At 37.5% G+C, this 24,798-nt stretch carries 26 protein-coding genes and 1 other annotated feature; of the genes, 1 reads left to right on the forward strand and 25 read right to left on the reverse strand.

The window, feature by feature from the left end:
• Positions 1–22: 22 nt before the first annotated feature.
• From C1726_RS01435 to spoIIGA, 16 genes are all read right to left on the reverse strand, one after another.
• Positions 23–1,300, reverse strand: a complete 1,278-nt coding sequence (locus C1726_RS01435; RefSeq protein WP_102271525.1) for a solute carrier family 23 protein — start codon at positions 1,298–1,300, stop codon at positions 23–25.
• Positions 1,301–1,360: 60 nt separating this feature from the next.
• Entirely contained in the window at positions 1,361–1,903 is a 543-nt protein-coding gene (gene pyrR / locus C1726_RS01440) for a bifunctional pyr operon transcriptional regulator/uracil phosphoribosyltransferase PyrR (protein WP_102271526.1), read from the reverse strand.
• Positions 1,904–2,086: 183 nt separating this feature from the next.
• Positions 2,087–2,998 (reverse strand): RluA family pseudouridine synthase, encoded by a 912-nt coding sequence (locus C1726_RS01445; RefSeq protein WP_102271527.1) that lies wholly within the window; start codon positions 2,996–2,998, stop codon positions 2,087–2,089.
• Positions 2,970–3,464, reverse strand: a complete 495-nt coding sequence (lspA, locus tag C1726_RS01450) for a signal peptidase II (protein WP_102271528.1) — start codon at positions 3,462–3,464, stop codon at positions 2,970–2,972. Before lspA ends, C1726_RS01445 begins: the two co-directional genes overlap by 29 nt.
• Positions 3,465–3,543: 79 nt before the next feature.
• On the reverse strand, positions 3,544–3,831 hold the full coding sequence (locus tag C1726_RS01455) for a hypothetical protein (protein ID WP_102271529.1): 288 nt from the start codon (positions 3,829–3,831) through the stop codon (positions 3,544–3,546).
• 151 nt (positions 3,832–3,982) lie between these two features.
• Complete coding sequence (gene ileS / locus C1726_RS01460) at positions 3,983–6,754, reverse strand: isoleucine--tRNA ligase (RefSeq protein WP_102271530.1); 2,772 nt, start codon at positions 6,752–6,754, stop codon at positions 3,983–3,985.
• A 98-nt stretch (positions 6,755–6,852) separates the two neighbouring features.
• Positions 6,853–7,113, reverse strand: a binding site (T-box leader).
• A 48-nt stretch (positions 7,114–7,161) separates the two neighbouring features.
• A complete protein-coding gene (locus C1726_RS01465) occupies positions 7,162–7,677 on the reverse strand; it encodes a DivIVA domain-containing protein (RefSeq protein WP_053475593.1) in 516 nt (171 codons plus the stop codon).
• A 148-nt stretch (positions 7,678–7,825) separates the two neighbouring features.
• Positions 7,826–8,599, reverse strand: a complete 774-nt coding sequence (locus C1726_RS01470) for a YlmH family RNA-binding protein (protein WP_102271531.1) — start codon at positions 8,597–8,599, stop codon at positions 7,826–7,828.
• A gap of 63 nt (positions 8,600–8,662) precedes the next feature.
• Positions 8,663–8,926 carry a YggT family protein gene (locus C1726_RS01475; RefSeq protein ID WP_102271532.1) on the reverse strand — a complete coding sequence of 88 codons (264 nt, stop codon included), beginning with the start codon at positions 8,924–8,926 and terminating at the stop codon, positions 8,663–8,665.
• Positions 8,927–8,932: 6 nt separating this feature from the next.
• Positions 8,933–9,376, reverse strand: a complete 444-nt coding sequence (locus C1726_RS01480; protein ID WP_102271533.1) for a cell division protein SepF — start codon at positions 9,374–9,376, stop codon at positions 8,933–8,935.
• Positions 9,377–9,382: 6 nt separating this feature from the next.
• Complete coding sequence (locus C1726_RS01485; protein WP_102271534.1) at positions 9,383–10,069, reverse strand: YggS family pyridoxal phosphate-dependent enzyme; 687 nt, start codon at positions 10,067–10,069, stop codon at positions 9,383–9,385.
• Positions 10,066–10,893: a peptidoglycan editing factor PgeF gene (pgeF, locus tag C1726_RS01490; RefSeq protein WP_102271535.1), complete on the reverse strand. Its 828-nt coding sequence runs from the start codon at positions 10,891–10,893 to the stop codon at positions 10,066–10,068. Before pgeF ends, C1726_RS01485 begins: the two co-directional genes overlap by 4 nt.
• A 147-nt stretch (positions 10,894–11,040) precedes the next feature.
• Positions 11,041–11,310, reverse strand: a complete 270-nt coding sequence (locus C1726_RS01495; protein ID WP_102271536.1) for a YlmC/YmxH family sporulation protein — start codon at positions 11,308–11,310, stop codon at positions 11,041–11,043.
• 146 nt (positions 11,311–11,456) lie between these two features.
• Entirely contained in the window at positions 11,457–12,236 is a 780-nt protein-coding gene (gene sigG, locus C1726_RS01500) for an RNA polymerase sporulation sigma factor SigG (protein ID WP_053475586.1), read from the reverse strand.
• Between the two features lie 179 nt (positions 12,237–12,415).
• On the reverse strand, positions 12,416–13,135 hold the full coding sequence (sigE, locus tag C1726_RS01505; RefSeq protein ID WP_057766608.1) for an RNA polymerase sporulation sigma factor SigE: 720 nt from the start codon (positions 13,133–13,135) through the stop codon (positions 12,416–12,418).
• A 45-nt stretch (positions 13,136–13,180) separates the two neighbouring features.
• Positions 13,181–14,113 (reverse strand): sigma-E processing peptidase SpoIIGA, encoded by a 933-nt coding sequence (gene spoIIGA, locus C1726_RS01510; protein WP_102271537.1) that lies wholly within the window; start codon positions 14,111–14,113, stop codon positions 13,181–13,183.
• A 299-nt stretch (positions 14,114–14,412) separates the two neighbouring features.
• Between spoIIGA and hmpA the strand changes: the two genes are divergently transcribed.
• Entirely contained in the window at positions 14,413–15,645 is a 1,233-nt protein-coding gene (hmpA, locus tag C1726_RS01515) for an NO-inducible flavohemoprotein (RefSeq protein ID WP_102271538.1), read from the forward strand.
• A 49-nt stretch (positions 15,646–15,694) separates the two neighbouring features.
• Here hmpA and ftsZ read toward each other — a convergent pair whose 3' ends face one another.
• From ftsZ to spoVE, 9 genes are all read right to left on the reverse strand, one after another.
• Entirely contained in the window at positions 15,695–16,840 is a 1,146-nt protein-coding gene (gene ftsZ, locus C1726_RS01520) for a cell division protein FtsZ (RefSeq protein WP_102271539.1), read from the reverse strand.
• A 44-nt stretch (positions 16,841–16,884) separates the two neighbouring features.
• Complete coding sequence (gene ftsA / locus C1726_RS01525; protein ID WP_102271540.1) at positions 16,885–18,174, reverse strand: cell division protein FtsA; 1,290 nt, start codon at positions 18,172–18,174, stop codon at positions 16,885–16,887.
• Between the two features lie 257 nt (positions 18,175–18,431).
• Positions 18,432–18,794 (reverse strand): small basic family protein, encoded by a 363-nt coding sequence (locus C1726_RS01530; RefSeq protein WP_102271541.1) that lies wholly within the window; start codon positions 18,792–18,794, stop codon positions 18,432–18,434.
• Positions 18,794–19,528 (reverse strand): DUF881 domain-containing protein, encoded by a 735-nt coding sequence (locus tag C1726_RS01535; protein ID WP_102271542.1) that lies wholly within the window; start codon positions 19,526–19,528, stop codon positions 18,794–18,796. The genes C1726_RS01530 and C1726_RS01535 overlap by 1 nt, the downstream gene beginning before the upstream one ends.
• Positions 19,529–19,633: 105 nt before the next feature.
• Complete coding sequence (locus tag C1726_RS01540; RefSeq protein ID WP_180968063.1) at positions 19,634–20,350, reverse strand: DUF881 domain-containing protein; 717 nt, start codon at positions 20,348–20,350, stop codon at positions 19,634–19,636.
• Entirely contained in the window at positions 20,316–21,116 is an 801-nt protein-coding gene (locus C1726_RS01545) for a cell division protein FtsQ/DivIB (RefSeq protein ID WP_102271544.1), read from the reverse strand. Before C1726_RS01545 ends, C1726_RS01540 begins: the two co-directional genes overlap by 35 nt.
• 192 nt (positions 21,117–21,308) lie before the next feature.
• Entirely contained in the window at positions 21,309–22,217 is a 909-nt protein-coding gene (murB, locus tag C1726_RS01550; RefSeq protein ID WP_102272331.1) for a UDP-N-acetylmuramate dehydrogenase, read from the reverse strand.
• A gap of 95 nt (positions 22,218–22,312) precedes the next feature.
• The gene (gene murG / locus C1726_RS01555; RefSeq protein WP_102271545.1) at positions 22,313–23,407 is read right to left on the reverse strand and encodes an undecaprenyldiphospho-muramoylpentapeptide beta-N-acetylglucosaminyltransferase; all 1,095 of its coding nucleotides are present in this window, start codon (positions 23,405–23,407) and stop codon (positions 22,313–22,315) included.
• A gap of 197 nt (positions 23,408–23,604) precedes the next feature.
• Positions 23,605–24,705, reverse strand: coding sequence for a stage V sporulation protein E (spoVE, locus tag C1726_RS01560; RefSeq protein WP_102271546.1), 1,101 nt, complete (start codon positions 24,703–24,705; stop codon positions 23,605–23,607).
• Between the last annotated feature and the right edge of the window lie 93 nt (positions 24,706–24,798).

Raw genomic sequence — 24,798 nt, forward strand, 5'->3', positions numbered from 1 at the left:
GACTTCTTTAAAAGGTAACTTATTAATTTATTTCGTCCTCATCCTGGACGATTTCTCTGCCAGGTAAAATGAGGTTTAGGATAACCCCAACGATGGCAGCAAGAGCCATCCCCTCAATTGCAAATGTTTCTGAGAATCTTAATGCAGCACCGCCGATTCCAATTACCAGAATAACTGATGAGATCACAAGATTTCTGTTTTTGCCAAAATCAATATTATTTTCAACAAGCATCCGCAAGCCGCTGGAAGCGATGATTCCGAATAATAAAATCGAAATTCCGCCTAGCACTGCCGTGGGAATGGTTTGGATCAATGCCATTGCTTTGCCAAAGAAAGCGAACAAAATCGCTAGTACAGCCGCTCCAAAAATGACATATACAGAGTAGACGCGTGTAATGGCAAGTACACCAATGTTTTCACCATAGGTTGTTTTTGGCGGTCCACCGAGAAACGCACTGACAAATGTGCCTAACCCATCTGCAAAAATCGAGCGGTGCAGTCCCGGATCCTTAATGTAATTGCGATTCACTACTTTTCCAAGTACTAATTGATGGCCAATATGTTCTGAGATGGTGACAAGTACGATCGGCACCATGGCGAGTAATACAGTAGAGGTAATGTTAAATTCATAATGAACACCTGGAAATAAGAAGTCCGGCATCGCGAACCATTTTGCTTCTTTTACTGGAGTATAATCGATAATACCAATGATAGCTGAATAGATATAACCAATAATCAAGCCTAGTAAAATCGGCATCGCACTTAAAATATTTTTGAAATAAACTGTGAATACAATTGCTGCAAATAGTGTGACAAGTGCAGCTGTAAAGTGTACAAAACTATATTCTTTGTTCACATTCATTGCCATATCAACAGCTGTTCCCGACAAACCTAACCCGATAACCATAATCACTGGTCCAACAACAATTGGAGGTAAAAGCCTCATTAGCCATTTATAGCCAGCCTTCCAAATAACTAGGGAGACAAGCGAGTAGGTAATGCCGACTGCCATCGCACCGATCATTGCGTTTCCAGGGTTTTCCCCAAAATTGGTAGCAATTAAGATCGGGGTAATGAACGCAAATGATGAGCCTAAGTACGCAGGCACTTTAAATTGTGTAATGAATAAAAAGATAATTGTTGCAATCCCACTCGTTAAAAGAGCGATTGCCGGGCTTAAACCTACTAATTGCGGAACTAAAATCGTTGATCCGAACATAGCAAACATATGCTGAAAGCTTAGTGTAATGAGCTGCGTTTTACTTGGAAAATCATTGATGTCTAATACTGGCTTATTCATGTTTTCTTCTCCTCAATTCCTTTTTAGCCTCACTGAGCTATTATTTAAAGGGTTTGCCAACTAGTTTTCAAAAATACTTACATGCTCATGTTCGTCGACTTCGTTTAATTCAACGACAATCTTTTCTGAACTTGAGGTAGGGATATTTTTACCAACATAGTCAGCTCTGATCGGCAATTCTCTATGTCCTCGATCAACTAAAACTGCCAGCTGTACAGAGGATGGTCTGCCAATGTCAACAAGTGCATCTAGTGCTGCTCTAACCGTTCTTCCCGTATAAAGGACGTCATCAACTAGAATCACCTTTTGATTAGTTATATCAATTGGAATTTCTGAACCCTTTACTAAAGGTTCTTCATCTACTGTCACCTTTGATAAATCATCACGATATAAGGTAATGTCGATCTCTCCTACTGGTATATTTGCCCCTTCTATTTGCTGGATTCTTTCGGCTAATCTTCTTGCTAAATAAATTCCTCTTGTCCGAATACCGACAAGAACACAGCCTTCAATACCTTTATTTTTTTCAATGATTTCGTGGGCAATCCTTGTCAAAGCTCTGCGAATTGCCTGTTCATCAAGAACTATTGCTTTTTGCGACATTATTATAACCCCGCCTTTTCTTTTTTATATAAAAAACCCTCTCACCGATTTGGCGAGAGGGTAACGATTACATAGAATTAGGGTAAAACCCTAGCACTTATCCGTTTCCTTCTCAGCCTCACGGGACTGTATTAAAGGACTCTTATTTAACTAGGTTTAGTTTATTGCAATCATCGGAAGTTGTCAACGATTATTTTTCAGCTTGTCTACTAGATGCTGAAAGTCAGGAGGAAGCGGGGCTTCGAACTCTATATATTCACCTGTCCTAGGATGAACAAACCCTAAAATTCCAGCATGCAATGCCTGACCGCCAATATCTAATGTCTTTCTTGGACCGTATTTCGGATCGCCTGCGAGCGGGTATCCAATATATTTCATATGTACCCGAATTTGGTGAGTCCTTCCAGTTTCTAATTGACATTCTACAAATGTGAAATCTTTAAACCGATCAAGTACATGAAAATGGGTGACTGCATGTTTGCCATTATCTGTTACAGCCATACTTTGCCTATCCTTTTGATCACGTGCTATTGGCGCCTCAATTGTTCCATAATCATGAGGAATCACTCCATGGACGATCGCACGATATTTCCTAGTCACTGTCTTTTCGACTAATTGATTAACGAGACTTTCGTGAGCAAGATCATTCTTTGCCACCATTAACAAACCGGATGTATCCTTATCGATACGGTGAACAATTCCAGGTCTCATAACCCCATTAATTCCTGAAAGATCCTTACAATGAGCCATTAAACCATTTACTAATGTACCTGTTAAGTGACCAGGAGCAGGATGGACGACCATTCCCTTCGGCTTATTCACTACCAATACATCCTGGTCCTCGTAGTATATATCTAAATCCATTTCTTCAGGAACAACATCTAATTCCTCAGGTTCTGGAATCGTGATCTCAATTCGATCATTTAATGAACATTTATAGTTTGTTTTTATTTGCTGACCATTTACAAGGACATGCCCCTCTTTAATCCAGCTTTGAGCTTGTGTTCGTGACCATTCTTTGTTTAATGCTGAAAGAACCTTATCAATTCTCTCTCCTGCTTGCTCTTCAAGAATGGTGTGTTCCATTTTCTCCATGTGTTTTCTCCTTTTTTAACGCTCTCTCTTCTAAAAGCATTTGGATCATTAGCATCGCTACGCCAATAACTAATGCAGAATCTGCAATATTAAAGACAGGGAAGTCATACCCAAATATATAGGTATTTATAAAATCAACAACTTCGTTTCGGAAAACACGATCTATGAAATTCCCAATCGCTCCCCCTAGCATAAATCCTAACGATACCCCAAATAACATTTTTCCTTTAGCAGCTTTTTGAATGTAATAGACAATTCCAATGATAACGATGACCGTGATAATATAAAAAAACCACATTTGTCCTTCAAGAATTCCCCAAGCAGCCCCTCGATTTCTGTGGGAAGTAATATAAAGGAAGTCTTCAATAACTTTTATACTTTCTCCAAGCTCCATGTTTTTGACAATTAAATACTTCGTTAATTGATCAAGTGCAATAACAAATAAGGCAATTATGTAATAAAACACAAAGGCAACCCCCATATCTCTTATCTTTACCTTTGCATTTTAGCACACTCTGCATAAAAACGACAGTAAGCGCTTATTCTTATTCATACAAAGATTTCCGATAATAATTTTCCAGCCGATTACAATCATCGAGTGATTTTAAGGTAGGAACCTCAGCTAGAATATCATCTGGCAGTAATTCACCAGATATTTCACATTTGCCATATACTCCTTTTTCAATTCTTTCTAGTGTACTTTCCACATCATATAATTCATCCAAGATGAAAGGTCTTATCAGTTTTGAACTGCGATCATCCATTAATTTTTCCAATAATTCCTGTCTTGTATTACGGAGTTCGGAATAGAGCTTCTCAACTTTTGCATCCATGTCTGTTCCTCCGTTCAATTATTTTACCTTAGTATCTCTTGAGAGTCTTTATTAGACACAGGCAAAGTTTTTACAACGGGAACAACAATTAACGGAGATGGTATTATTTATAAAAAAATGAGTCCCTGCGAAAAACAGGGACTCATACTTTTTATACAAGATGGCTATAGTGATTTTGTACGACATCTGCACAACGCGGACATAAAGTGTTGAATTCTTCAACCTTTCCTACCTCTGGTGTAACAATCCAGCAGCGCTCACATGTTTCACCTTCAGCTTTTGTAACAACAATCGCTGTATTTTCAAATTTAACAGCATTTTCAGGAGCTTCCTCTAATTTTCCAGCAATTTCAAAAGCGGAAACAATAAATAACTGCTCCAAATTCTCATCAATCGACTCAAGCAATTCTTTTACTTGCTCATTAACGTACAACGTAATTTTTGCAGTCAGTGACTTGCCGATTACCTTTTCATTACGGGCTTCTTCTAAAGCCTTTAAAATGTCATCACGAAGCTTCATGAATGAAGTCCATTTTTCCTCTAAAGCTTTTGCCTTTGGAAGCTCTTCGTACTCTGGCATATCCGTTAATTGTACACTTTCTTCATTAACTGATGGAATAAAGCTCCAAACCTCATCAGCCGTATGAGAAAGAATTGGAGCAGCCAATTTCGTTAATGCAAGTAAGCATTCATAAAGAACTGTTTGGATTGCTCTGCGATCTTTATGATCCGTTCCCTCAATATATAAAATATCTTTTGCAAAATCAAGGTAGAAAGCACTCAAATCAAGTGTACAGAAATTGTTAATTGCATGGTAAATACCTGCAAACTCATAATTTTCATAAGCATTACGAACAGTTTTAATTAATTTATTCAGCTTTACTAGCATAAACTGATCCACTTCACGCAGATTTTCATAAGCAACTTTATTTACAGCTGGATCAAAATCATCTAGATTTCCTAGCAAGAAACGGAATGTATTGCGGATTTTCCGATACACTTCAGCTACTTGTTTTAAGATTGGGTCAGATACACGCACATCTGCTTGGTAATCAACAGAAGCAACCCATAGTCTTAAAATATCTGCTCCAAGCTGGTTCATAACTTTAGCAGGAACAACAACGTTTCCAATGGATTTACTCATTTTTCTTCCTTCTCCGTCAAGAGCAAAACCATGGCTTAAAACACCTTTATATGGAGCTTTTCCTGTTACTGCAACAGCTGTTGATAGAGAAGAGTTAAACCATCCGCGATATTGGTCCGAGCCTTCAAGATATAAGTCAGCCGGTCTTTGAAGATCATCTCGCTCTAGAAGAACAGCTTGGTGGGAAGAACCTGAATCGAACCAAACATCCATTATATCTGTCTCTTTTTCAAACTTGCCATTCGGACTGCCAGCATGTGTGAATCCTTCAGGAAGCAAGTCCTTTGCATCACGCTCAAACCAAATATTTGAACCATGTTCGCGGAAAAGATTGGAAACATAATCAATCGTCTCATCAGTAATAATAGCTTCTCCGTTTTCTGCATAAAATACTGGAATAGGTACACCCCATGCTCGCTGACGGGAAATACACCAATCGCCGCGGTCACGAACCATATTGAATAATCTCGTTTCTCCCCAAGCAGGTACCCATTTCGTTTCTTTTACTGCATCCATAAGCTCATTGCGGAAATCTTTAATAGAAGCAAACCATTGAGCTGTTGCACGGAAGATTACTGGTTTCTTTGTTCTCCAGTCATGCGGGTATGAGTGTGTGATGAAAGTAAGCTTTAGCAATGCACCAACAGCCTCAAGCTTTTCAGTAATCGGCTTATTTGCTTCATCATAGAATAAACCTTCGAAGCCTGTTGCTTCATTCGTCATAACTCCTCGATCATCCACTGGGCATAATACATCTAGCCCATATTTTTGTCCAACATAGAAGTCATCTTCCCCATGTCCCGGTGCTGTGTGAACACACCCAGTTCCTGCATCTGTTGTCACATGTTCACCAAGCATAACAAGTGAATCTCGATCGTAAAGCGGATGCTTGGCAAGAATATGTTCAAGTTCAGAACCTTTCACAGTCTTAACTACTTGCGGGTTTTCCCATTCAATCTCTTTTGTTACTGCAGCTAATAAATCCTCAGCAACTAGATACTTGCTCCCTTTTTCTTCAACGACAGCATACGTAAGTTCAGGGTGTACAGAAATTCCTAAGTTTGCTGGAATCGTCCAAGGTGTTGTCGTCCAGATGACAATTTGCGTATCTGCATCAAGTACATTCTTGCCGTCTGCCACTTTAAATCCAACATAGATAGAAGGAGACCGTTTATCTTTGTATTCAATTTCTGCCTCAGCTAAAGCGGATTCAGATGAAGGAGACCAGTAAACAGGCTTTTTCCCTTTATAGATATAGCCTTTCTTTGCCATATCTCCGAAAACTTTAATTTGCTGTGCTTCATACTCTGGTTTTAACGTGATATAAGGATTTTCCCAATCTCCCCTTACACCTAAACGTTTAAATTGTGTACGCTGGCTGTCAATTTGTCCATAAGCATATTCTTCACAAAGCTTACGGAATTCAGCAACCGTCATTTCCTTGCGTTTCACGCCTTTATTTGTAAGAGCTTGCTCGATTGGCAAGCCATGCGTATCCCATCCTGGAACATAAGGTGCATTGTAGCCTGTCATTGATTTATGACGAACAATGATATCTTTAAGGATCTTGTTTAACGCATGCCCCATATGGATATCACCATTCGCATATGGAGGTCCATCATGCAGAACAAACATCGGACGGCCTTTCGTTCGATCTTGTACTTTCTTATAAATATCCATCTCTTCCCATTTCGCTTGAATTTCCGGCTCGCGCTTTGGTAAATTCCCTCTCATCGGAAATTCAGTTTTTGGCATTAATAATGTGTCTTTGTAATCCATGTCCATTCCTCCAGTTTTGCTCATTAACTCCATGATTTCCACTTCTTAGCACAATAAAACTTACTGTCAAGAGAATATAAAAAAACCCTCTCATCCCAAAAAGGGACGAGAAGGTTTTAACTCCCGCGGTACCACCCTTGTAGATAGAAATGCATTTATTTCCTATCCGCTCAAGCATTCTTAACGCGAATGAATCGCCTTTGCTTAATAATTCAAGGAACGTTCAGCAAGGAACTCAAGGGTGATTTTCCAATATTTTGCTTCTGCCGGGCTTTCACCATCCCCGGATCGCTAACAGGCAAAATTCATGCACTGATTAAAGCATTTAAATATTGTACTGTCCCTCTCACAGTTCATAGTTCTAATTTACTTTGTTTTAAAAATTATATGCATTTATTCGAATTTCGTCAAGCTAATGAATCCTCTTCTTGTGCAGATTTTAATTCCGTTGCATCGAGCTCATATTCAAGAAGATGATCCCAATCATCATTATTCAAAAGATCTAATTGTGCTTCAATAAGCATTTTAAAGCGAGTCCTAAATACCTTTGACTGCTTTTTCAGCTCTTCAATTTCTAGAGCAATTTTTCTTGCCTTCGATAAAGATTCATTTACAATGCGATCAGCATTTTTCTCAGCTTCCTTAATGATGAGCTTTGCTTCTTTTTGCGCATTTCTCCTCACTTCTTCAGCTGCTTCCTGCGCCACGACAATTGATTTGTTTAAAGTTTCTTCAATCGTTGTAAAATGGCCAATTCGTTCGTTGAGATCGTTAAGCCTTTCTTCTAATTCCTTTTTCTCCCGAATGACAATTTCATAATCTTTTATCACTTGGTCAAGAAATTCGTTCACTTCGTCTTCATCATAGCCTCGGAATCCTTTGCTAAATTCCTTATTATGAATATCCAACGGTGTTAATGGCATCATGGCCACCTCCCAAAATCCTTCAATTATGTATAAAGCTATTATTCGACAACTTGCAGCATATTCCTGCAAATTGAAAATAATTTTTATAAAAGGAAATGACAAAACAAGCTATACTTTAATGTATTCAAATTTGCTAGTTATAGAATTACTTTGCCTTCCCAGCGGTAATTTTCCATTTATCTTTTTTTGTTTTTCCTTCAATGGAGATGACTTTAGCTCGTCCAAAGCCCCTGACAGATATCATATCATATTCTTTGCATTCGAAAGCAGGGTTTTCAATTAAGGTCCAATTTAATTTTACCAGACCTTGCTGGATAAAACCTTGTGACTTTTGCCTCGATATATTATAAATAGCAGAAATTACAGTATCTAGTCTCAGTGAAGTAGATGTGACAGAAATTTCATGCCAATTCTCTTCTGGCTGCAGGGCATTTTCAAACGGTTGTGCACGCAAACTGACAGATGTTTTCCCAACCGATTCTAATTGCATGGAAATATAGTCCTCCACGTCTTTAGAAACAAAAAACTGAATTCTCCCGTCATGAACAAGAATATCACCGAATTTGCCTCTTTTTAAGCCTAAAGACATCAAGCTGCCAAGCACCTGCGGATGTTCAAGTGAAATAAATTTACTAGGGTAAACTACTTCAAATAAACTAATTTGAAAATCATTTTCTTCCAGTTGAAAATAATCTGGGTAAATGATTGCACGCTTTCGTTCCGCAGATTGTGTACCGCCAAATAATTCAAATTTCACTTCCGTTTGATTGCCAATAATTGACCGAACGATTTCCTGCTCCCTCGGATCAAGAAAATCGGTTAATTTCGGTGCGTAGGCAGCATCTACTGAATCCGTCCAGTTAAGAACTTGATCGATAAATTCTTTTTCTTCTGGACGGAAATGCTGGTAAATTGTCATTCAATCATAAACCCCTTTAAAAGCCAAAAATAAAAAGGGCCGAATAAAAGCCCTCTTGCATAGTTAGCTTATCCATACAAATAATTGCCCTAACCCGCTCATTGCAAATTTAAGAACTAAAATCGCAACGATTGGTGAAATGTCGATCATGCCGAGTGGCGGTATAATTTTCCTAAAAGGTTCTAAATAAGGCTCACAAATCCTTGCTAAAAATTGACCAATTGCAGATTCTCTTGCACCTGGAAACCATGACAAAAGAATATAAATTATTAATGCCCACGAATAGTAGTTAATGATTGTTGCAATAATGCTGAATAAAAGTCCCATTTAGTGCTACCACCTCGTATTTTCGAAATCTTGCTCTTGCATCATTTGCGAAATATTCCCAGAGATTTCAATATTATCAGGTGTACATAGGAAAATATCTGTACCGATTTTTTGAATATCTCCACCAATTGCATATACTGTCCCGCTTAGGAAGTCAACGATTCTTTTTGCTTGATCCTTCTCAATTCTTTGTAGATTAACGACGACAGCACGTCTATTCTTCAAATGGTCAGCAATATCCTGTGCTTCTGCATAAACTCGTGGTTCAACGAGGACCATTTTAGATGACTTTTGCACACTTTGCAGGCTGACAATATTATTTTTTTGTGCTGGCTGAGCTTTTTGAGATTGTTTAATAGGCTCCAATTCTTCTTCGACGATTTCCTCATCCTTATAGTCATATTCATCATCTAAGAAGAAAAATGTTTTAAATTTTGATTTTATACTCATTTTTGATCAACCTCCTACTCCTTCTTCGCCTACTAAAGCGGTTCCTATTCTTACCATAGTAGCCCCTTCTTCAATGGCAATCACATAGTCATTAGACATTCCCATTGAGAGCTCTGTGCAAGGCGCATACATAAGTTCTAAGTTTTTTATTTCCTTCTGCAGCTTATTAAGTTTTCGGAAACAGGTACGCAGCAAATGCTCATCCTCTGTAAATGGCGCCATTGTCATCAAACCACAAATTCGTATTTTATCATACTTGCTTAAGCTTAATACAAACTCACTTACTTCATCCGGGGAAAGCCCCTGCTTTGACTCCTCTCCTGAAACATTTACTTGAACAAAACAATTCGTTACTTTGTTTGCTCTCTTATTTATTTCTTCTGCAAGTGACATTCGGTCAAGAGAGTGAATATAATCAACTTTATCAATGATATTTTTTACTTTGCGTGTTTGCAATGTTCCAATATAATGCCAAGTTGGCTTGTCCTTCAATGTATCCCATTTAGCCAAGAGACCCTCATCCCGGTTCTCTCCTAAATGGATAACACCCGCTTCAACCGCTTCCTCAGCTCTTTCAATTGTTGCATACTTAGTGACTGCAATAATTGTAACATTATTTGGATGTCTGTTTGACCTGCTACAAGCCATCTCGATGTTTTCTTGAATTATCTGCAGATTTTCTTCTACCTTCAAACGTGTAAATCCTCCTTCCAGCCGATAAAGCTCATCATTCTCCCCGTACTTCCCTTGTCTCTGCGATGGGAGAAAAAATGTTCCTCATGGCAGCTGGTACAAAAATCTGATACTTGAATGTTTTCCTCTAATACACCTGCATGTAAGAGAATCGCTTTATTTACTTCCTTTAAGTCTAATTCAAATTGATTTTCTTGTCTTTGATGGAATAGATGATTCATATTATCCCCTAGTTTCTTCTTAACTAGAGTGATCACAGGTTCATCTACAATATAACAAGTTCTGCATATAGAAGGACCAATAATGACATGAATTTCTTTTTCTTCCATGCCTCTCCCCTTGTATAATTTCACCATTTCCTCTGCAATCCCGTTAACTGTTCCCTTCCATCCTGCATGTGCCAAACCAATTGCCCCTGATTCTTCATGTATGAAAAATAATGGGACACAATCTGCATAACAAAGTGTTAACAAGATGTTTTTATCGTAGGTAAAAAAACCGTCTGTATCCTTGAAGGATTCTTCATAACTCAGGGAGCCAATACCCGCATCTTTCTTCGAAACTATTTCTATGTTTACCTTATGGGTTTGTTCTGCTCCAATCCAGTTTTCAACTGGGAAATGAAGTGCATCCGCCACACATTGACGATTTTCTTTCACACTAGTGATAGTATCATTTACATGTAAGCCAAGATTCAAAGTAGAGAAATATGATTTACTAATGCCGCCATTCTTTGATGTGAATCCTGCAACTAAATTTGGGAATTTATCCATCCATTCTTTTATAAGAAAATATCGAGTATCTTTCAAGACAAATGGTTCCATTCTATATCCCTCAGCTTCAATTTTCTAGCCCAGCACATCTTCCGCAGAAAAACGATTTTGTCAGTAATTAATCGGAAACTTTTTGCTGTTCATATTTTCTTTAGTTTACCATAACAATCATTGACTTCACAGTTTTAAAAGACATATTTATGCATCTTCCTCAGCAATATTCAACATATTACTATCTTTATGCCTCACTAAAATGACATCTTCCCCAATTTTCAATATATTTTTCCAAGGAATGACAATATCTTCGTCACGTCCAAAAAAACCTAATACTTTCCCTGCTCCCCCAATGATCACAGCATTTATAGTTCCTGTCTGAATATTTATATCAATATCCCCAATATTTCCTAATTTCTTTCCGTTTGATACATTTACTACATCTTTTAATTGGAATTCAGAGATTTTAATCATTTCTCACGCCCCCAGTATTTCATTCTATATAAAATATATGATTACATATGTAAAATTATTGTTATCAAACATGTTTTTATTAAGGAAAATCGAAAAGCGGAGGCGACTCGTCAGCCCCGACAAAAAAAGCCGCCAATTTGGCAGCTTTAGCTTTGGATATTTTTATTCATTTGTTTAATTGCAGCTTTTTCAAGTCTAGACACTTGTGCTTGTGAAATGCCGATTTCCTCAGCAACCTCCATTTGGGTTTTCCCTTGGAAAAATCGCTTTCTAAGTATCATTTTTTCTCGATCATTCAGCCTCCTCATCCCTTCCTTTAGAGCGATCTCCTCAATCCATTGGATATCTTTATTTTTTTCATCACTTAATTGATCCATAACATAGATCGGGTCTCCGCCATCATTATAAATTGGCTCAAATAATGAGACAGGATCTTGAATTGCATCTAATGCAAAGACAATTTCCTCATGTGGGACATCAAGCTCTTTCGCAATTTCAGCAGCTGTCGGCTCCTTGGATGTTTTGCTCATTAATCGTTCTCTCACTTGTAGTGCCTTATAAGCAATATCTCTTAAAGAACGAGAGACGCGTATGGGATTATTGTCACGCAAATATCTTCTTATCTCCCCAATTATCATCGGAACAGCATAGGTGGAAAACTTCACGTTTTGACCTAAATCAAAATTATCAATAGATTTCATTAGACCGATACAGCCGACCTGGAATAGGTCATCAACAAATTCGCCTCTGTTGTTAAAACGCTGAATGACACTCAGTACGAGACGTAAATTACCGTTGACGAGTTTTTCCCGCGCGGATATATCCCCCTTATGCATTTGCTTGAAGAGCTCTCTCATTTCTTCGTTTTTCAATACTGGAAGCTTCGAAGTATCAACACCGCAAATTTCTACTTTATTTCGAGTCAATCCTTTTCCCTCCTCACAGGAGCTGCTGTACAAAAAACAGTATTTCCTTGAGAAGGAAAAATATGCACTTGCCTCGTTTCACTATTCATAGTCAAAAAGAATAAAACTTCATAAAACTAGCAGTTTTTCAGTCGTTTTTATTTTAAAAAAATATTTTTTATTTCTTAAAATAAAATGACTTATACCATTTTATTAAATTCCTTCTTCAACCTTTTTATAATTCTTTTTTCCAATCGGGAAATATAAGACTGGGATATTCCCAGCATATCCGCCACATCCTTCTGAGTTTTTTCTTCCCCAGTTCCAAGACCAAAACGCAGCTCCATTATTTGCTTTTCACGATCAGATAACTGGTGCAATGCTTTAGAAAGCAGTTTCTTATCGACATTTGCCTCCAAATCCTTCGTAATAATATCTTCATCTGTCCCTAGTACATCTGATAGAAGAAGCTCATTTCCATCCCAATCAATATTTAACGGCTCATCAAACGAAACTTCAGAGCGAATTTTGTTATTTCTTCTTAGGTACATAAGAATTTCATTTTCAATACATCTTGAAGCATATGTAGCTAGCTTGATTTTTTTCTCAGGATTGAAGGTATTTACTGCCTTAATTAATCCAATCGTCCCGATACTTATTAAATCTTCTATATTTATTCCCGTATTTTCAAATTTCCTCGCAATATAGACAACTAAACGTAAATTTCTTTCAATAAGGATAGACCTTGCTGCCTTATCTCCATTTGGGAGCTTTTCTAACAATACTTCCTCTTCTTCTTTGCTTAAAGGAGGAGGCAATGCTTCACTTCCGCCGATGTAAAATACTTCATCTGTTTTCAGACCGAGTTTCATTAAAAATTTATACCAATAGTATGAGATGCGAAGCTTTAACCTTTTCATGGAATGTCCTCCTCTGTATAGAAAGTTGTTGATAGATGAAATGAATTATGCATGTTTTGCGTCTGCTCTTCTAGTGCTTGTTAACATTTTGGGGTGAACGATACACTGAAATGCATCATCAGGAGAAAGCTGCTGTACAGAAAAAGAAACGAATCCCCTGTCCACATGATAGAGCTCTCCATCTTTTTCAATAAGAATCTTATCCGGCTTAATCGCAATGATTAACTGATGCTCTTGTCCAAGTACACTATATGGGATAATTCGCATTCTATTCTCCCAATCTGGTACTATATCCTCGGTTCCAAGAATGAATTTTTCAGGGTTTTCCGCCATTTCAACTAGATAGCCAGGAAAATCCGCTAATCTGTCTTTAATAGATATAAACATAACTGGCATTTTAGAAATCGGATCATAGAGCTGATTTCCACTGTCAATTAATCCCTTGAATTGATAAGATACATCATTTATCTGAATAATCACCTTGATCAATGAATCATATTGAATTTTTGTTATTTCAATGGCTTCCATATTGCGTTTAGAAAAATGCCAGGCAACCGGAAAACCTAAAAGAACAAAAAGCCAGCTAATTGGATCACCAAAGCCCTTTACACTTGCTAATAACACAGTGGACGAAAGCTTTAAATCAAATTTCACAAAATAATGGACACCTATTAAAGAGCCGCCAATTAAAAAGGTCATTAAATAAAATGTCATTAAACCTCTTAGAAAAAAGCGAATTCTTTTAAATCCGAATGAGGTCAAAACCATGACAATCGAAAAAAACAATTTTGTAAGCGGATGACCAGCATAGGAATGTAATGGAGTGATTGATAATAGAATAATTACTGAACCGATCAATCCCCCAGCAAAAATCCTCCATAGCCGGATATCTCTTTTTAATATAATTGCTGTCAAATAAAGGAGGAGGCTATCAAATAAAAAATTCAATGCCCAAATAATATCTAAATAAACCTCCAATCTTCTTCCTCCCTTTATCTATTTTCACTAATTGGATTACGCAAGAATGGATTCGTCTTCTATTTTTCACCCTATTAATCTGTTAAAAAAAGTATAACGTACTCCACTAGATGGAGTGTGTCACTTTCTGTAATGAAAACGATAGAAATTTTCACTATTCTCTTCGGATTTTGTCATTATTTATCTTTTTCATTCGTTAAAAACGAATTCTTCACTTAAATGTGTGATGTAAATCACAGTAATCACTTTTTGAATTCACTATAATTACAGGGAAAATAGAAATAAGGGAGTTTTGCAGCATGTTAGACCAAAAAACAATTGATATTATTAAAAGCACTGTACCCGTTTTAGAACAGCACGGAGAAGCAATTACAAAAACTTTCTATGAATTAATGTTCAAAAATCATCCAGAATTATTAAATATCTTTAATCACGCAAATCAAAAACAAGGACGTCAGCAAAAGGCTCTTGCCAGCACAGTTTATGCAGCAGCAAAGTATATCGATCAGCTCGATGCTATTATCCCAGTAGTCACTCAAATTGCTCATAAGCACCGTTCATTAGGCATCAAGCCAGAGCATTATCCGATTGTTGGGGAGCATTTGTTATTAGCAATTAAGGAAGTACTTCAAGATGCGGCAACAGAAGAAATTATTGATGCATGGGCTAAGGCATATGCAGTCATTGCAGATGCGTTTATTACCGTAGAGCAAGGCATGTACGAGGCAGCTGAAAATCAGACAGGCGGATGGAAGGACTTCAAGAACTTTAAAGTAGAAAAAATTGTTCAAGAGAGCGATTGCATTAAATCATTTTATTTCAAACCTGCTGATGGAGGAGAAGTTACTGATTATTTACCAGGGCAATATATTAGCCTGAAACTTACAAACATTCCTGGACAGCAGTTTGCACATATTCGTCAATATAGCTTATCTACCTCACCAAATAAAGAGTATTACCGTATCTCTGTTAAGCGAGAGGATGAAATCAATGATAAACCGGCGGGTGTCGTCTCTACCTACTTGCATAACGAGGTTCAGGCAGGGGACATTGTTGAAATCAGTGCACCTGCTGGTGATTTTGTATTTGAAGAAAACAATGGCAAATCCGTATTGCTGCTAAGCGGCGGTGTAGGAATTACTCCAATGCTTAGTATGCTCAATCATCTTGCTGATAAGAATAAACAATCAGTGTTTGTTCATGCGGCAATCAATGGAAATGTCCATGCATTTTCAGATGAGGTCAAGCAAATCTCCCAAAATAATGAAGCCATTACAAGTTTTTTCTGTTACGAAAAACCTACTGATCTTGACAAGGAAGATAAAAGATTTGACAAAGAAGGTTTTATTACAGCAGATTGGCTGAAAAACATTGTAAAAGATAAAGACTCAATTGTGTATATGTGTGGACCAGTTATATTTATGCAAGCCATGTTCGAAGCATTAATTGAAGCCGGATTTAAAAGAGAAAATATTCGCTATGAATTCTTTGGTCCTGCTATGGAATTAAAAGAACCTGCACACGCAAAATAAAAAAGACATGCTCCTAATTGGGAGCATGTCTTTTTTCAATTTATTAAAATTAGCGTCTTCTATTTCTGTTTCGTAAGAAAGTTGGGATATCCAATGTTTCTTCAGTTTGTTGAGAAGGAGTACTTCTCACTGGTTCATGTGAAATTTCTTCTCTCTTTTGCTCACGTTTCACCGTTCCCAATGAGTTTGGCTTCTGCTGTTGTCCAAATGAAGGTCTTGTCGGCTGTTTAACTTGTACTACGTCCTCATTAAATCCTGTTGCGATAACTGTTACAACAATCTCATCATTTAAATCCTCATTAATAACAGACCCAAAGATCATGTTAACATCCTGATCAGAAGCTGTAGCCACAATATCCGCTGCTTCTTGAACTTCATATAGGCTTAAGTTCGTACCTCCAGTAATGTTCATTAGAACCCCTTGAGCCCCATCAATTGATTTTTCAAGTAATGGAGAGGAAATAGCCTTCTTCGCTGCTTCAGCTGCACGATTTTCACCTGCAGCAATCCCAATACCCATTAAAGCTGATCCCTGGTTAGACATAATAGTTTTAACATCGGCAAAATCCAGATTGATCAATCCTGGTGTAGCAATTAAATCAGAAATACCTTGTACCCCTTGACGCAGGACATTATCTGCTTCACGGAATGCCTCAAGCATTGGCGTACTTTTATCAACAATTTCTAATAATCGATCATTAGGTATAACAATAAGTGTGTCTACCGCTTCCTTCATAGAAGCAATTCCACCTGCTGCCTGTGTAGAACGCTTTCGTCCTTCAAATGTGAATGGACGGGTAACGACACCTACTGTCAGCGCACCTAAATCACGGGCAATTTGGGCAATAACTGGAGCTGCACCAGTTCCGGTTCCGCCACCCATTCCAGCAGTAACGAAAACCATGTCTGCTCCTTTTAATGCTTCCTCAATTTGCTCTTTGCTTTCTTCAGCAGCCTTTTTTCCAACTTCAGGGTTAGCACCGGCACCAAGACCGCGGGTAAGCTTACCGCCAATTTGCATTTTTATTTCTGCTTTTGATAGATTTAATGCTTGAGCATCCGTATTAACAGCTATAAATTCTACCCCTTGTACACCATGTTCAATCATACGGTTAACCGCGTTGTTACCGCCGCCGCCAACGCCGATGACTTTTATCGTTGCTAATGAATCTAAATTAGTATCAAATTCCAACATGACAAATCCTCCTAATTCGTCGATGTTCCTAAAGAACACCATTTTTACTCAAAAAAGTATCCAAGGAACTTCTTCACTCTAGATGTAATTTTTTCTTCCGGTTGTTTTTCCGGCTTCGCTTTCGGTTGCGGTTGTTTTTGTACGCGTTTTTCTTTCATTTCTTGAGTATTGACAGGAGCTGCTCCCCCCATTTTTCTGCCTTGCAGCTTTGCATTTTTATACGCAAATTTTATTAGTCCTACCGCCGTTGTATATTGCGGTTCTCTCACACCAATATAATCAGGTATCGCAATACGAACCCTGTTTTGAAATACATCCTGTGCTAATTCAAGTATTCCTTGAGTGTTTGCTACCCCGCCTGACAAAACATATCCGCCAGGCAAGTCATGGGTCCCTAAACGTCTTATTTCATTTTGAATGAGATCAAAGATTTCTTCCATTCTTGCTTCAATAATATCGGAGATTTCCAGCTGGTTAAATTGCTGATGCTGATCACTGCCGATAATAGGCACGCTAAATACTTCATCTTCTGATGCATGATCATAAAAAGCATATCCATATTTCGTTTTAATTTTTTCTGCGTCCTCTGTAGACGTGCGCAGACCAATCGATAAATCTTTCGTAATGTGATCCCCGCCGACAGGTAAGACACTTGTAGCTCTGAGAATACCTTGCTCAAATAGTGCAATCGTTGTTGAACCGCCACCAATATCAACGAGGGCAACCCCAAGATTTTTTTCATCCTTGGATAAAGCATATGCCCCAGCAGCCAGAGGCTGAAGTGTAATATCAATGATCTCAAGACCAGCGCGTTCAACACAGCGTAATGTATTATGTAAGATTGTCTTTGATCCGGTAATGATCGTTCCTTCCATTTCTAGACGGACACCTATCATCCCGCGTGGATCGCTGATTTCATCTAATCCATCGACAATAAACTGTCTTGGAATGACATCGATAATATCTCTTTCTGGCGGGATGGAAACGACTTGTGCTGCATCTATAACTCTTGCAACATCCTCATCAGTTATTTCCCTATTCTCACTTGATACTGCAACTACACCATGTGAGGGCTGGAGCATGACATGATTCCCGGTAATTCCAACTATTACACTAGTAATTTCCATTCCTATCATTCTCTCAGCCTGTTCAATTGCTTTCCTTATCGAATGAACGGTTTCATCTATATCAACAATGGATCCTTTTCTTAAACCTTCGGACTTCACACTGCCGACACCAATAATATTTAAAGAGTCATTGACCATTTCTCCAATGATAACCTTTACACTGGATGTACCGATGTCAAGACTTACATATATTTCATTGTTGTTCATTCTCTGGCACCTCCTTTTTGCATTTCAATAATCTAATTAGATTCATTATTAATTTATTTTATTAATAATTGTACAAATTCCTTTGTACTGTGGGCTCTGCATCATCTTTTAGAAAAAAATGTACAATAAAAAGGAAAGGTCGGAGCAAAAATCTGTTCAATTATAAGTATAAAAGTACTTTATTTGCTCCATTTTCACTTTATTTATTTAATTAATCAAATTATTCGTCAAAACTATCCTATTTCCCTTTTTAAAATTTAACTTTTTTCTGTTTTTTCCCTGTTTACTGTCCATTTCGTTAATAATATCCTTCTAATAACCGCAATATTTTGGAATAGTCTCACACCAAAAGCAAATACTGCAGCTAAATATAAGTCTACACCAAGATGGACACCTAGAAAAGCCAAACTTGCAGCAAGTATAATATTAAAAAAGAAACCTGAGACAAAAACCTTTTCATCATAGATATTTTGCAATTGAGCCCTTATTCCTCCGAAGAGAGTGTCGAGACCCGCAAGGACAGCAATCGATAAATAATTTGCGTATTCCTCAGGAACTTTTATCTCAGTTAACAGTCCAAGAACCACACCAATAATTAGGCCTAGCACAGGAAGCCACATTATGAATTGCCTCCTTTTTCAGGATCCTCAGGCTTCATATCCCTAATTCTAATTGAATTTTGATAAGCGGGTATAGTTATTTTCCCTTCTGGTTTAATAACCTTAACCCGTAAATTGTCAACAAAGAATTCGTCAGCTGATTTAGATACTTGCATCCTGTTGTATAATTTCTCAGCTCCTTTTGCATCCTCAGCAATAACCATAATATCAAATGGCAGTTTCTTAATTGAATGGCCATCAATTTTAGTTTCGTTATTTATATCGCGGATAACTGTCGTATTGATGATACGCTGGTTGTCTATCGCAATATGTGATGCTTCATACATATTCAGTTCATTTACTAGTCTTTTTAATAAATCGGGCGATACATTTGATACAGTTTTGCCAATAAGAATATCTTCCATGACAGGCTCAATTGATAATATAATGCCATAACCTGTTACTTCTGTAAGTCCTGCCTCTTCTTTTAACTCATCTAGCGTTTCCCTTAAGACTTGCTCCTTGCCATGTTTTAGCTCCGTTTCATACTGGGCAATTTTTTCTTCATGTGATTGAACTTCACGGATAAGTTTAAGCTGCAGCTCATTCTCTTTTAAGATGTCATCACGAAGCTGCCATGTATCACGAGTATCGCGGACTTCCGGTTCCTTTACTGTTCTAAACTGAATAGCAATCATAAAACCTATCACGATAGCAATGAGAGTAAAACTGAAATTTTTTTTCTTTTTGTCCACGTTTTTCACCTTGCTTTCCAAACTTTATTTAAAAAGTGGACGTTAACTAAAAAATGGAGTTAAAGTGAATCTTCAGCCTGGTAAATATGATTTGTTCCCTTTCAATTAAGTAGCCTGTAATAATGGCTCCATTACAACCTCTGCCTTTTCTTCTAATGTAAATTGAATATTTTCATTAACTAAGGAATCTTTAACCCCTCCTGTTAAATTCAATGCAGAAGATAAAACTTCGGCATCACCAATAGCCGTAATAACGAAAGGGGCCGGATGCTGGTAACCGTCAATTTCAATTACAGGACCATTGCAAATAATATAAGAATTATGAGAAAGCCTTTGCCCATTAATGGCAATAGCTGAAGCTCCAGAAATATAAAGTTCATTAATAACCTTAAAGACATGCTGTTCATGTACAATATAATTGTTAATATTCTCTTCATCAGGGTTATATGCGCCATCCGAAAGAGTCACTTCTACACCTTGACCCTTTACTCCAATTTTCCCAAGATACATTCTTAATTTTTCTGCATCTTCCGCAAGATTGAAATAAACTTGGGCTTCTTGAGATAATTCATTTTCTATTTCTCGAACCCTCTCTTGTTTTTCGTGCAGTTCCTTTTGTAATGTAAGATTTTTTTTCTCCAAATCAACCAGTTGATTACGAAGCTCTAAATCTCTATCCCACTGTTTTCCAGTAATGGCTATATTCTCTCCTTCACTTTTCGTCACATGGTATGAAAAGGCTATAATGTAGCCGAGAACAAGAAAAACTAAAGAAAATATTACATGATTACCCTTCACTTTCAGTTTCTTCTTTATCGTCATTTTCATCAGCTCCCTCTTGTTCATAAGCTTTAAAATAAGAGCCGACCTCCATGTCAATAACTCCTTCTTGTGCAGGATCTAATTGGCTTACAATGGAAGGATAATGTGTCATTTTTTCTGAAAAGCTCCGAATCGTTGCACTTACCTCAAATCCATCATTCATAAAAAGTGTGACATGATAAGTATCCGTTTCTTTCGGGGAATGATGAATCTCTGAAATTGAATTGAATACTTCATCTGGCAATGTTCCTAGTTCTTCAATCATCTCATTAAGAACATTTCCTTCCGAAAAACCGATAAGTATCGGTGCATTGGCTGGAATTTCCTCGTTCTCGCCAGTATTCTTCAATATTTTCCCATTTTCATTTACTGGTACATAATGCTTGTCTTTTTTTATGTAAGCAATCCGTTTATATTCCTTTATAGTAATTGAAACCGAACTCGGCAATTGAACTTTCACCGCTGCTGATTTTATCTCAGGCAGCTTCTTTAGTTTCTCCTCAATCGTTTCTTCCTTAACCTTCCAAATATTTGTATTATTTGAAAGATCAGCTGTTTTAAGCAGCTCATGGTCACTATAAAAAGAATTTCCTAAAACTTCAATTTTATGTACATGGCTTAATGGTGATTGGAAATATACGATAAAAACAATCAGTGAGAAAAATAAAAGCAGTAAGAATATAAGCCTTCTATTTGCTTTTTTCCTCCTTTGTTGTTTTAGTTTTGGAATCCGATCTTCAAGAGAGACAATTTTCCCATTTTCCATTCTATTTCACCTCAAGACATAACAAAATTGCTTGTCCAATTATTGCATCCTAAAAGCGAGCACAAGCCTTTAGGATGCAATAATTGAGAAAATAACGGCACGTCCAGACATGCCGCTCTTACCCAAATCCTTCTAGGATCTTTAGAGTATAATTATATCACAAGAAATGGAATAAGTAAGGATTATTTCCCGTTACTTTCGACCGATTATTTCCACTTCCGTATGCATCTCAATCTGATATAAATCATAGATTTTTTCCTTTATATAACTAATTAATGACAAAACATCCTGAGCAGTTGCATTGCCAGTATTCACAATAAAATTTCCATGCATATCAGAAATTTTTGCTCCACCGATTGTATACCCCTTTAATCCAGCATCTTGGACAAGCTTCCCAGCATGATTTGGAAGAGGATTTCTAAATATACTGCCAGCACATGGGAAATTCCATGGCTGTGTTAATTTACGATATTCCTTGTTTTTTTGCATTTCTGAGAAAATAATTTCTTTATCTCCTGATTTCAGCTGGAAAACCGCTTCAAGAACTACACCAGGCCGTTTATTTTGAAGGATCGAGGTTCGATAGGAAAACATCATATCTTTATTTGATAACCACTCAACCTTTCCGTCTTCAAAAAGTATAAGCGCCTTTGTTAGGATGTTTGAAATATCAGAGCCATGTGCCCCTGCATTCATAAAGACAGCCCCTCCTACTGAACCGGGGATTCCACTTGCAAATTCTAGTCCGCTCAATCCTTGCCTGCTTAGCTGTGTTGATAGACTAACTAGAGAATAGCCCCCGCCAGCTTTCACTTCTGTTCCATTTACCGCAAGACTGGACATTCCTCGACCTAGTTTAATCACTGCTCCCTCTATGCCTAAATCCGAAACAAGCAGATTCGATCCTCTGCCAATCGCTGTCCATTTCATTTTATATTCGTTAATTAATTCCATCGTTTTTATCATATTATCAATTGAAGAAGGTTCGATAAATAAATCAGCCGGACCTCCTATCTTCATTGTTGTATGGTTGGCTAAAGGTTCATTTTCCTTCACAATGCCAATGTTTAATTCATGGAGCTTTGTAATTAACTCATGCACAAATATCTCCCCTGCCCTTCCAAAAGTCAATATTGATACTATTTTATGCACCTGCACAATAAGGGCTACTGCCTTCATATGTGCAGGTATTTACTTTATTTCTTCACAAGTTCTTCCATTAAATCGTAGAGTCTCTTTGCTGCATCAGGTATGCCAAGGTTTTTGGCTGAACTTTTCATTTCTTGTAATTTTTTATCATCCATTAAAATTTGATCCATGCCTTCGATAAGCTTTTTGCTTGTTAGCTCTTGTTCTAATAGAAGGACTGCTGCCCCATGATCACTCAATGCTCTAGCGTTTTTCTCCTGATGATTATTCGTTACATACGGGCTGGGAATTAAAATACTTGGAATTCCCAATGAGGTTAATTCAGCAAGTGTTGTTGCCCCTGATCTTGCAACAGTTAAATCAGTTCCAGCAAGAACCTCAGGCATATTATGTACAAACGGTTTAATCATTACATTTTTTGGATTTCCTATTAAGTCAACTTCCTTCTTCACTTCTTCATAATGAACTTCCCCGGTCACATATAATATCTGATAAGGCTTTTCGCCAAGCTCAGTTAGAGATTTTAAGACTGCCTCATTTATTGGTTTTGCCCCCCTGCTTCCGCCAACGATTAATACGAGTGGGACATTGGTTTTTAAACCAACTGAAAGTCTTCCCCTGATTCCATCCTGTCCTAGAACCTCAGATGCTCGAGGATTTCCTGTTAAGACTACTTTTTCTTTAGGAAAATACTGCTTAGCTTCATCAAAACAAACAGCCACGCGGTCAACATATTTGCTAAGAAATTTATTCGTTAAACCAGGGACGCTGTTTTGTTCATGTATAATTGTTGGTATGCCTAACTTAGCCGCAGCATATACAACAGGACCACACACATAGCCCCCTGTTCCAATCACTACATCTGCCTTAAATTTCTTCAGCATCCTTTTACTCTCATGCACACCCTTTATAAAACGGAGCACGGTTTTGATATTTTCAAATGAAAGTTTTCTCTTAAACCCTGTTATATGTATGGATTGGAAAGGAATATTTTCTCTTGGAACAATCGTACTCTCTAATCCTTTTTCAGTACCAATATATAAAAACTCTACGTTTTTTTCTTCTTTTTGAATTTCACGAATAAGGGCTAGAGCCGGGTAAATGTGTCCACCCGTGCCACCACCGCTAACAACAATCTTCATCTTTTCACCTCAAAAGTCGAGTAAAATAAATTAATAAAACAGATCCTCTACTTTCCACTATTCTACTATATAAAAACCTGCGATTAAAAACAGAAAACGTTTTGATATGTAAATGTAATAAATTTTAGGTATATCATCCTGCTTTATGTCATTCTTATAAAAAATAAAAAGAAACCCTGCTCATACAGGGTCAGGTCTTAAAATCTTGAGTATCGGCTAATATTCAATAATACGCCGATAGCCATCAGCATTAGGGTTAAAGAGGATCCCCCATAACTTAAAAACGGAAGAGTGATACCAGTAACTGGCATTAAACCGATAACAACCCCAATATTAATCATAACCTGAATGGCAACCATAGCAACAATTCCTACAGCTAGGAAACTTCCATATAAATCCGGCGCTCCTAGCGCAATCCGGATTCCTCTCCATAGAAGCAAAGCAAACAATAAGATAACGAAAGAACCTCCGATAAAACCAAGCTCCTCCGATAAAATAGCGAAAATAAAATCAGTTTGCGGTTCAGGAAGATAAAAGAATTTTTGCCTACTTTGTCCAAGCCCTAGTCCGAATAATCCCCCTGGACCAATAGCATATAAGGATTGAATAATTTGAAAACCGCTTCCTAACGGATCTTCCCATGGATCTAAGAATGAAGTAATCCGCTTCATCCGATATGGAGCAGAAAGGACAAGTCCTACAAATCCAGATAATCCAATAAGACCAAGAATGATGAAATGGCGAATTCTTGCACCAGCAATGAAAATCATCACGATGCAAGTGCCAACCATAACCGTTCCTGTCCCTAAATCAGGCTGAAGCATAATGAGCCCAAAAGCTAAAAATACTAATCCTAATGAAGGAACTAATCCTTTTTTAAATGAGGTAATCAATTTCTGCTTTTCAGATAAAAATTTAGCTAAAAACGAAATCATCGCAAGCTTCATAAATTCAGAGGGCTGAATAGAAAAGGCACCTACACCAATCCAGCTCCTTGATCCATTTCGTTCATTTCCAATTCCCGGTATCAGTACGATAACTAATAGAACAAAGCAGATTACAATTATAACCTTTGCCCATGTTCTCCATGTCCAGTAATCAATGTTCATAATAAAAAACATGGCCGCAATCCCGACCGCTGCAAAGAGCATCTGTCTTTTTGCGAAAAAAAACGAATCGTTAAATTTATACTCTGCCCATACAGCACTCGCACTGTATACCATTGTCAGCCCTACAGCAAGCAATGTTAGTGTAACAATAATTAATATTAGATCGGGAGTCGTTCTTTTTGTTGGCAACTAAAACACCTCGAATGCAAGTTTTAGGGCTTTGTAACGAAAGCTTCAACTCGCATACAAGCGAATAAGATGACTCACCATGCTGTATTTCTA

Source organism: Cytobacillus massiliigabonensis (assembly GCF_900199725.1).
Taxonomy (GTDB): Bacteria; Bacillota; Bacilli; order Bacillales; family Cytobacillaceae; genus Cytobacillus; species Cytobacillus massiliigabonensis.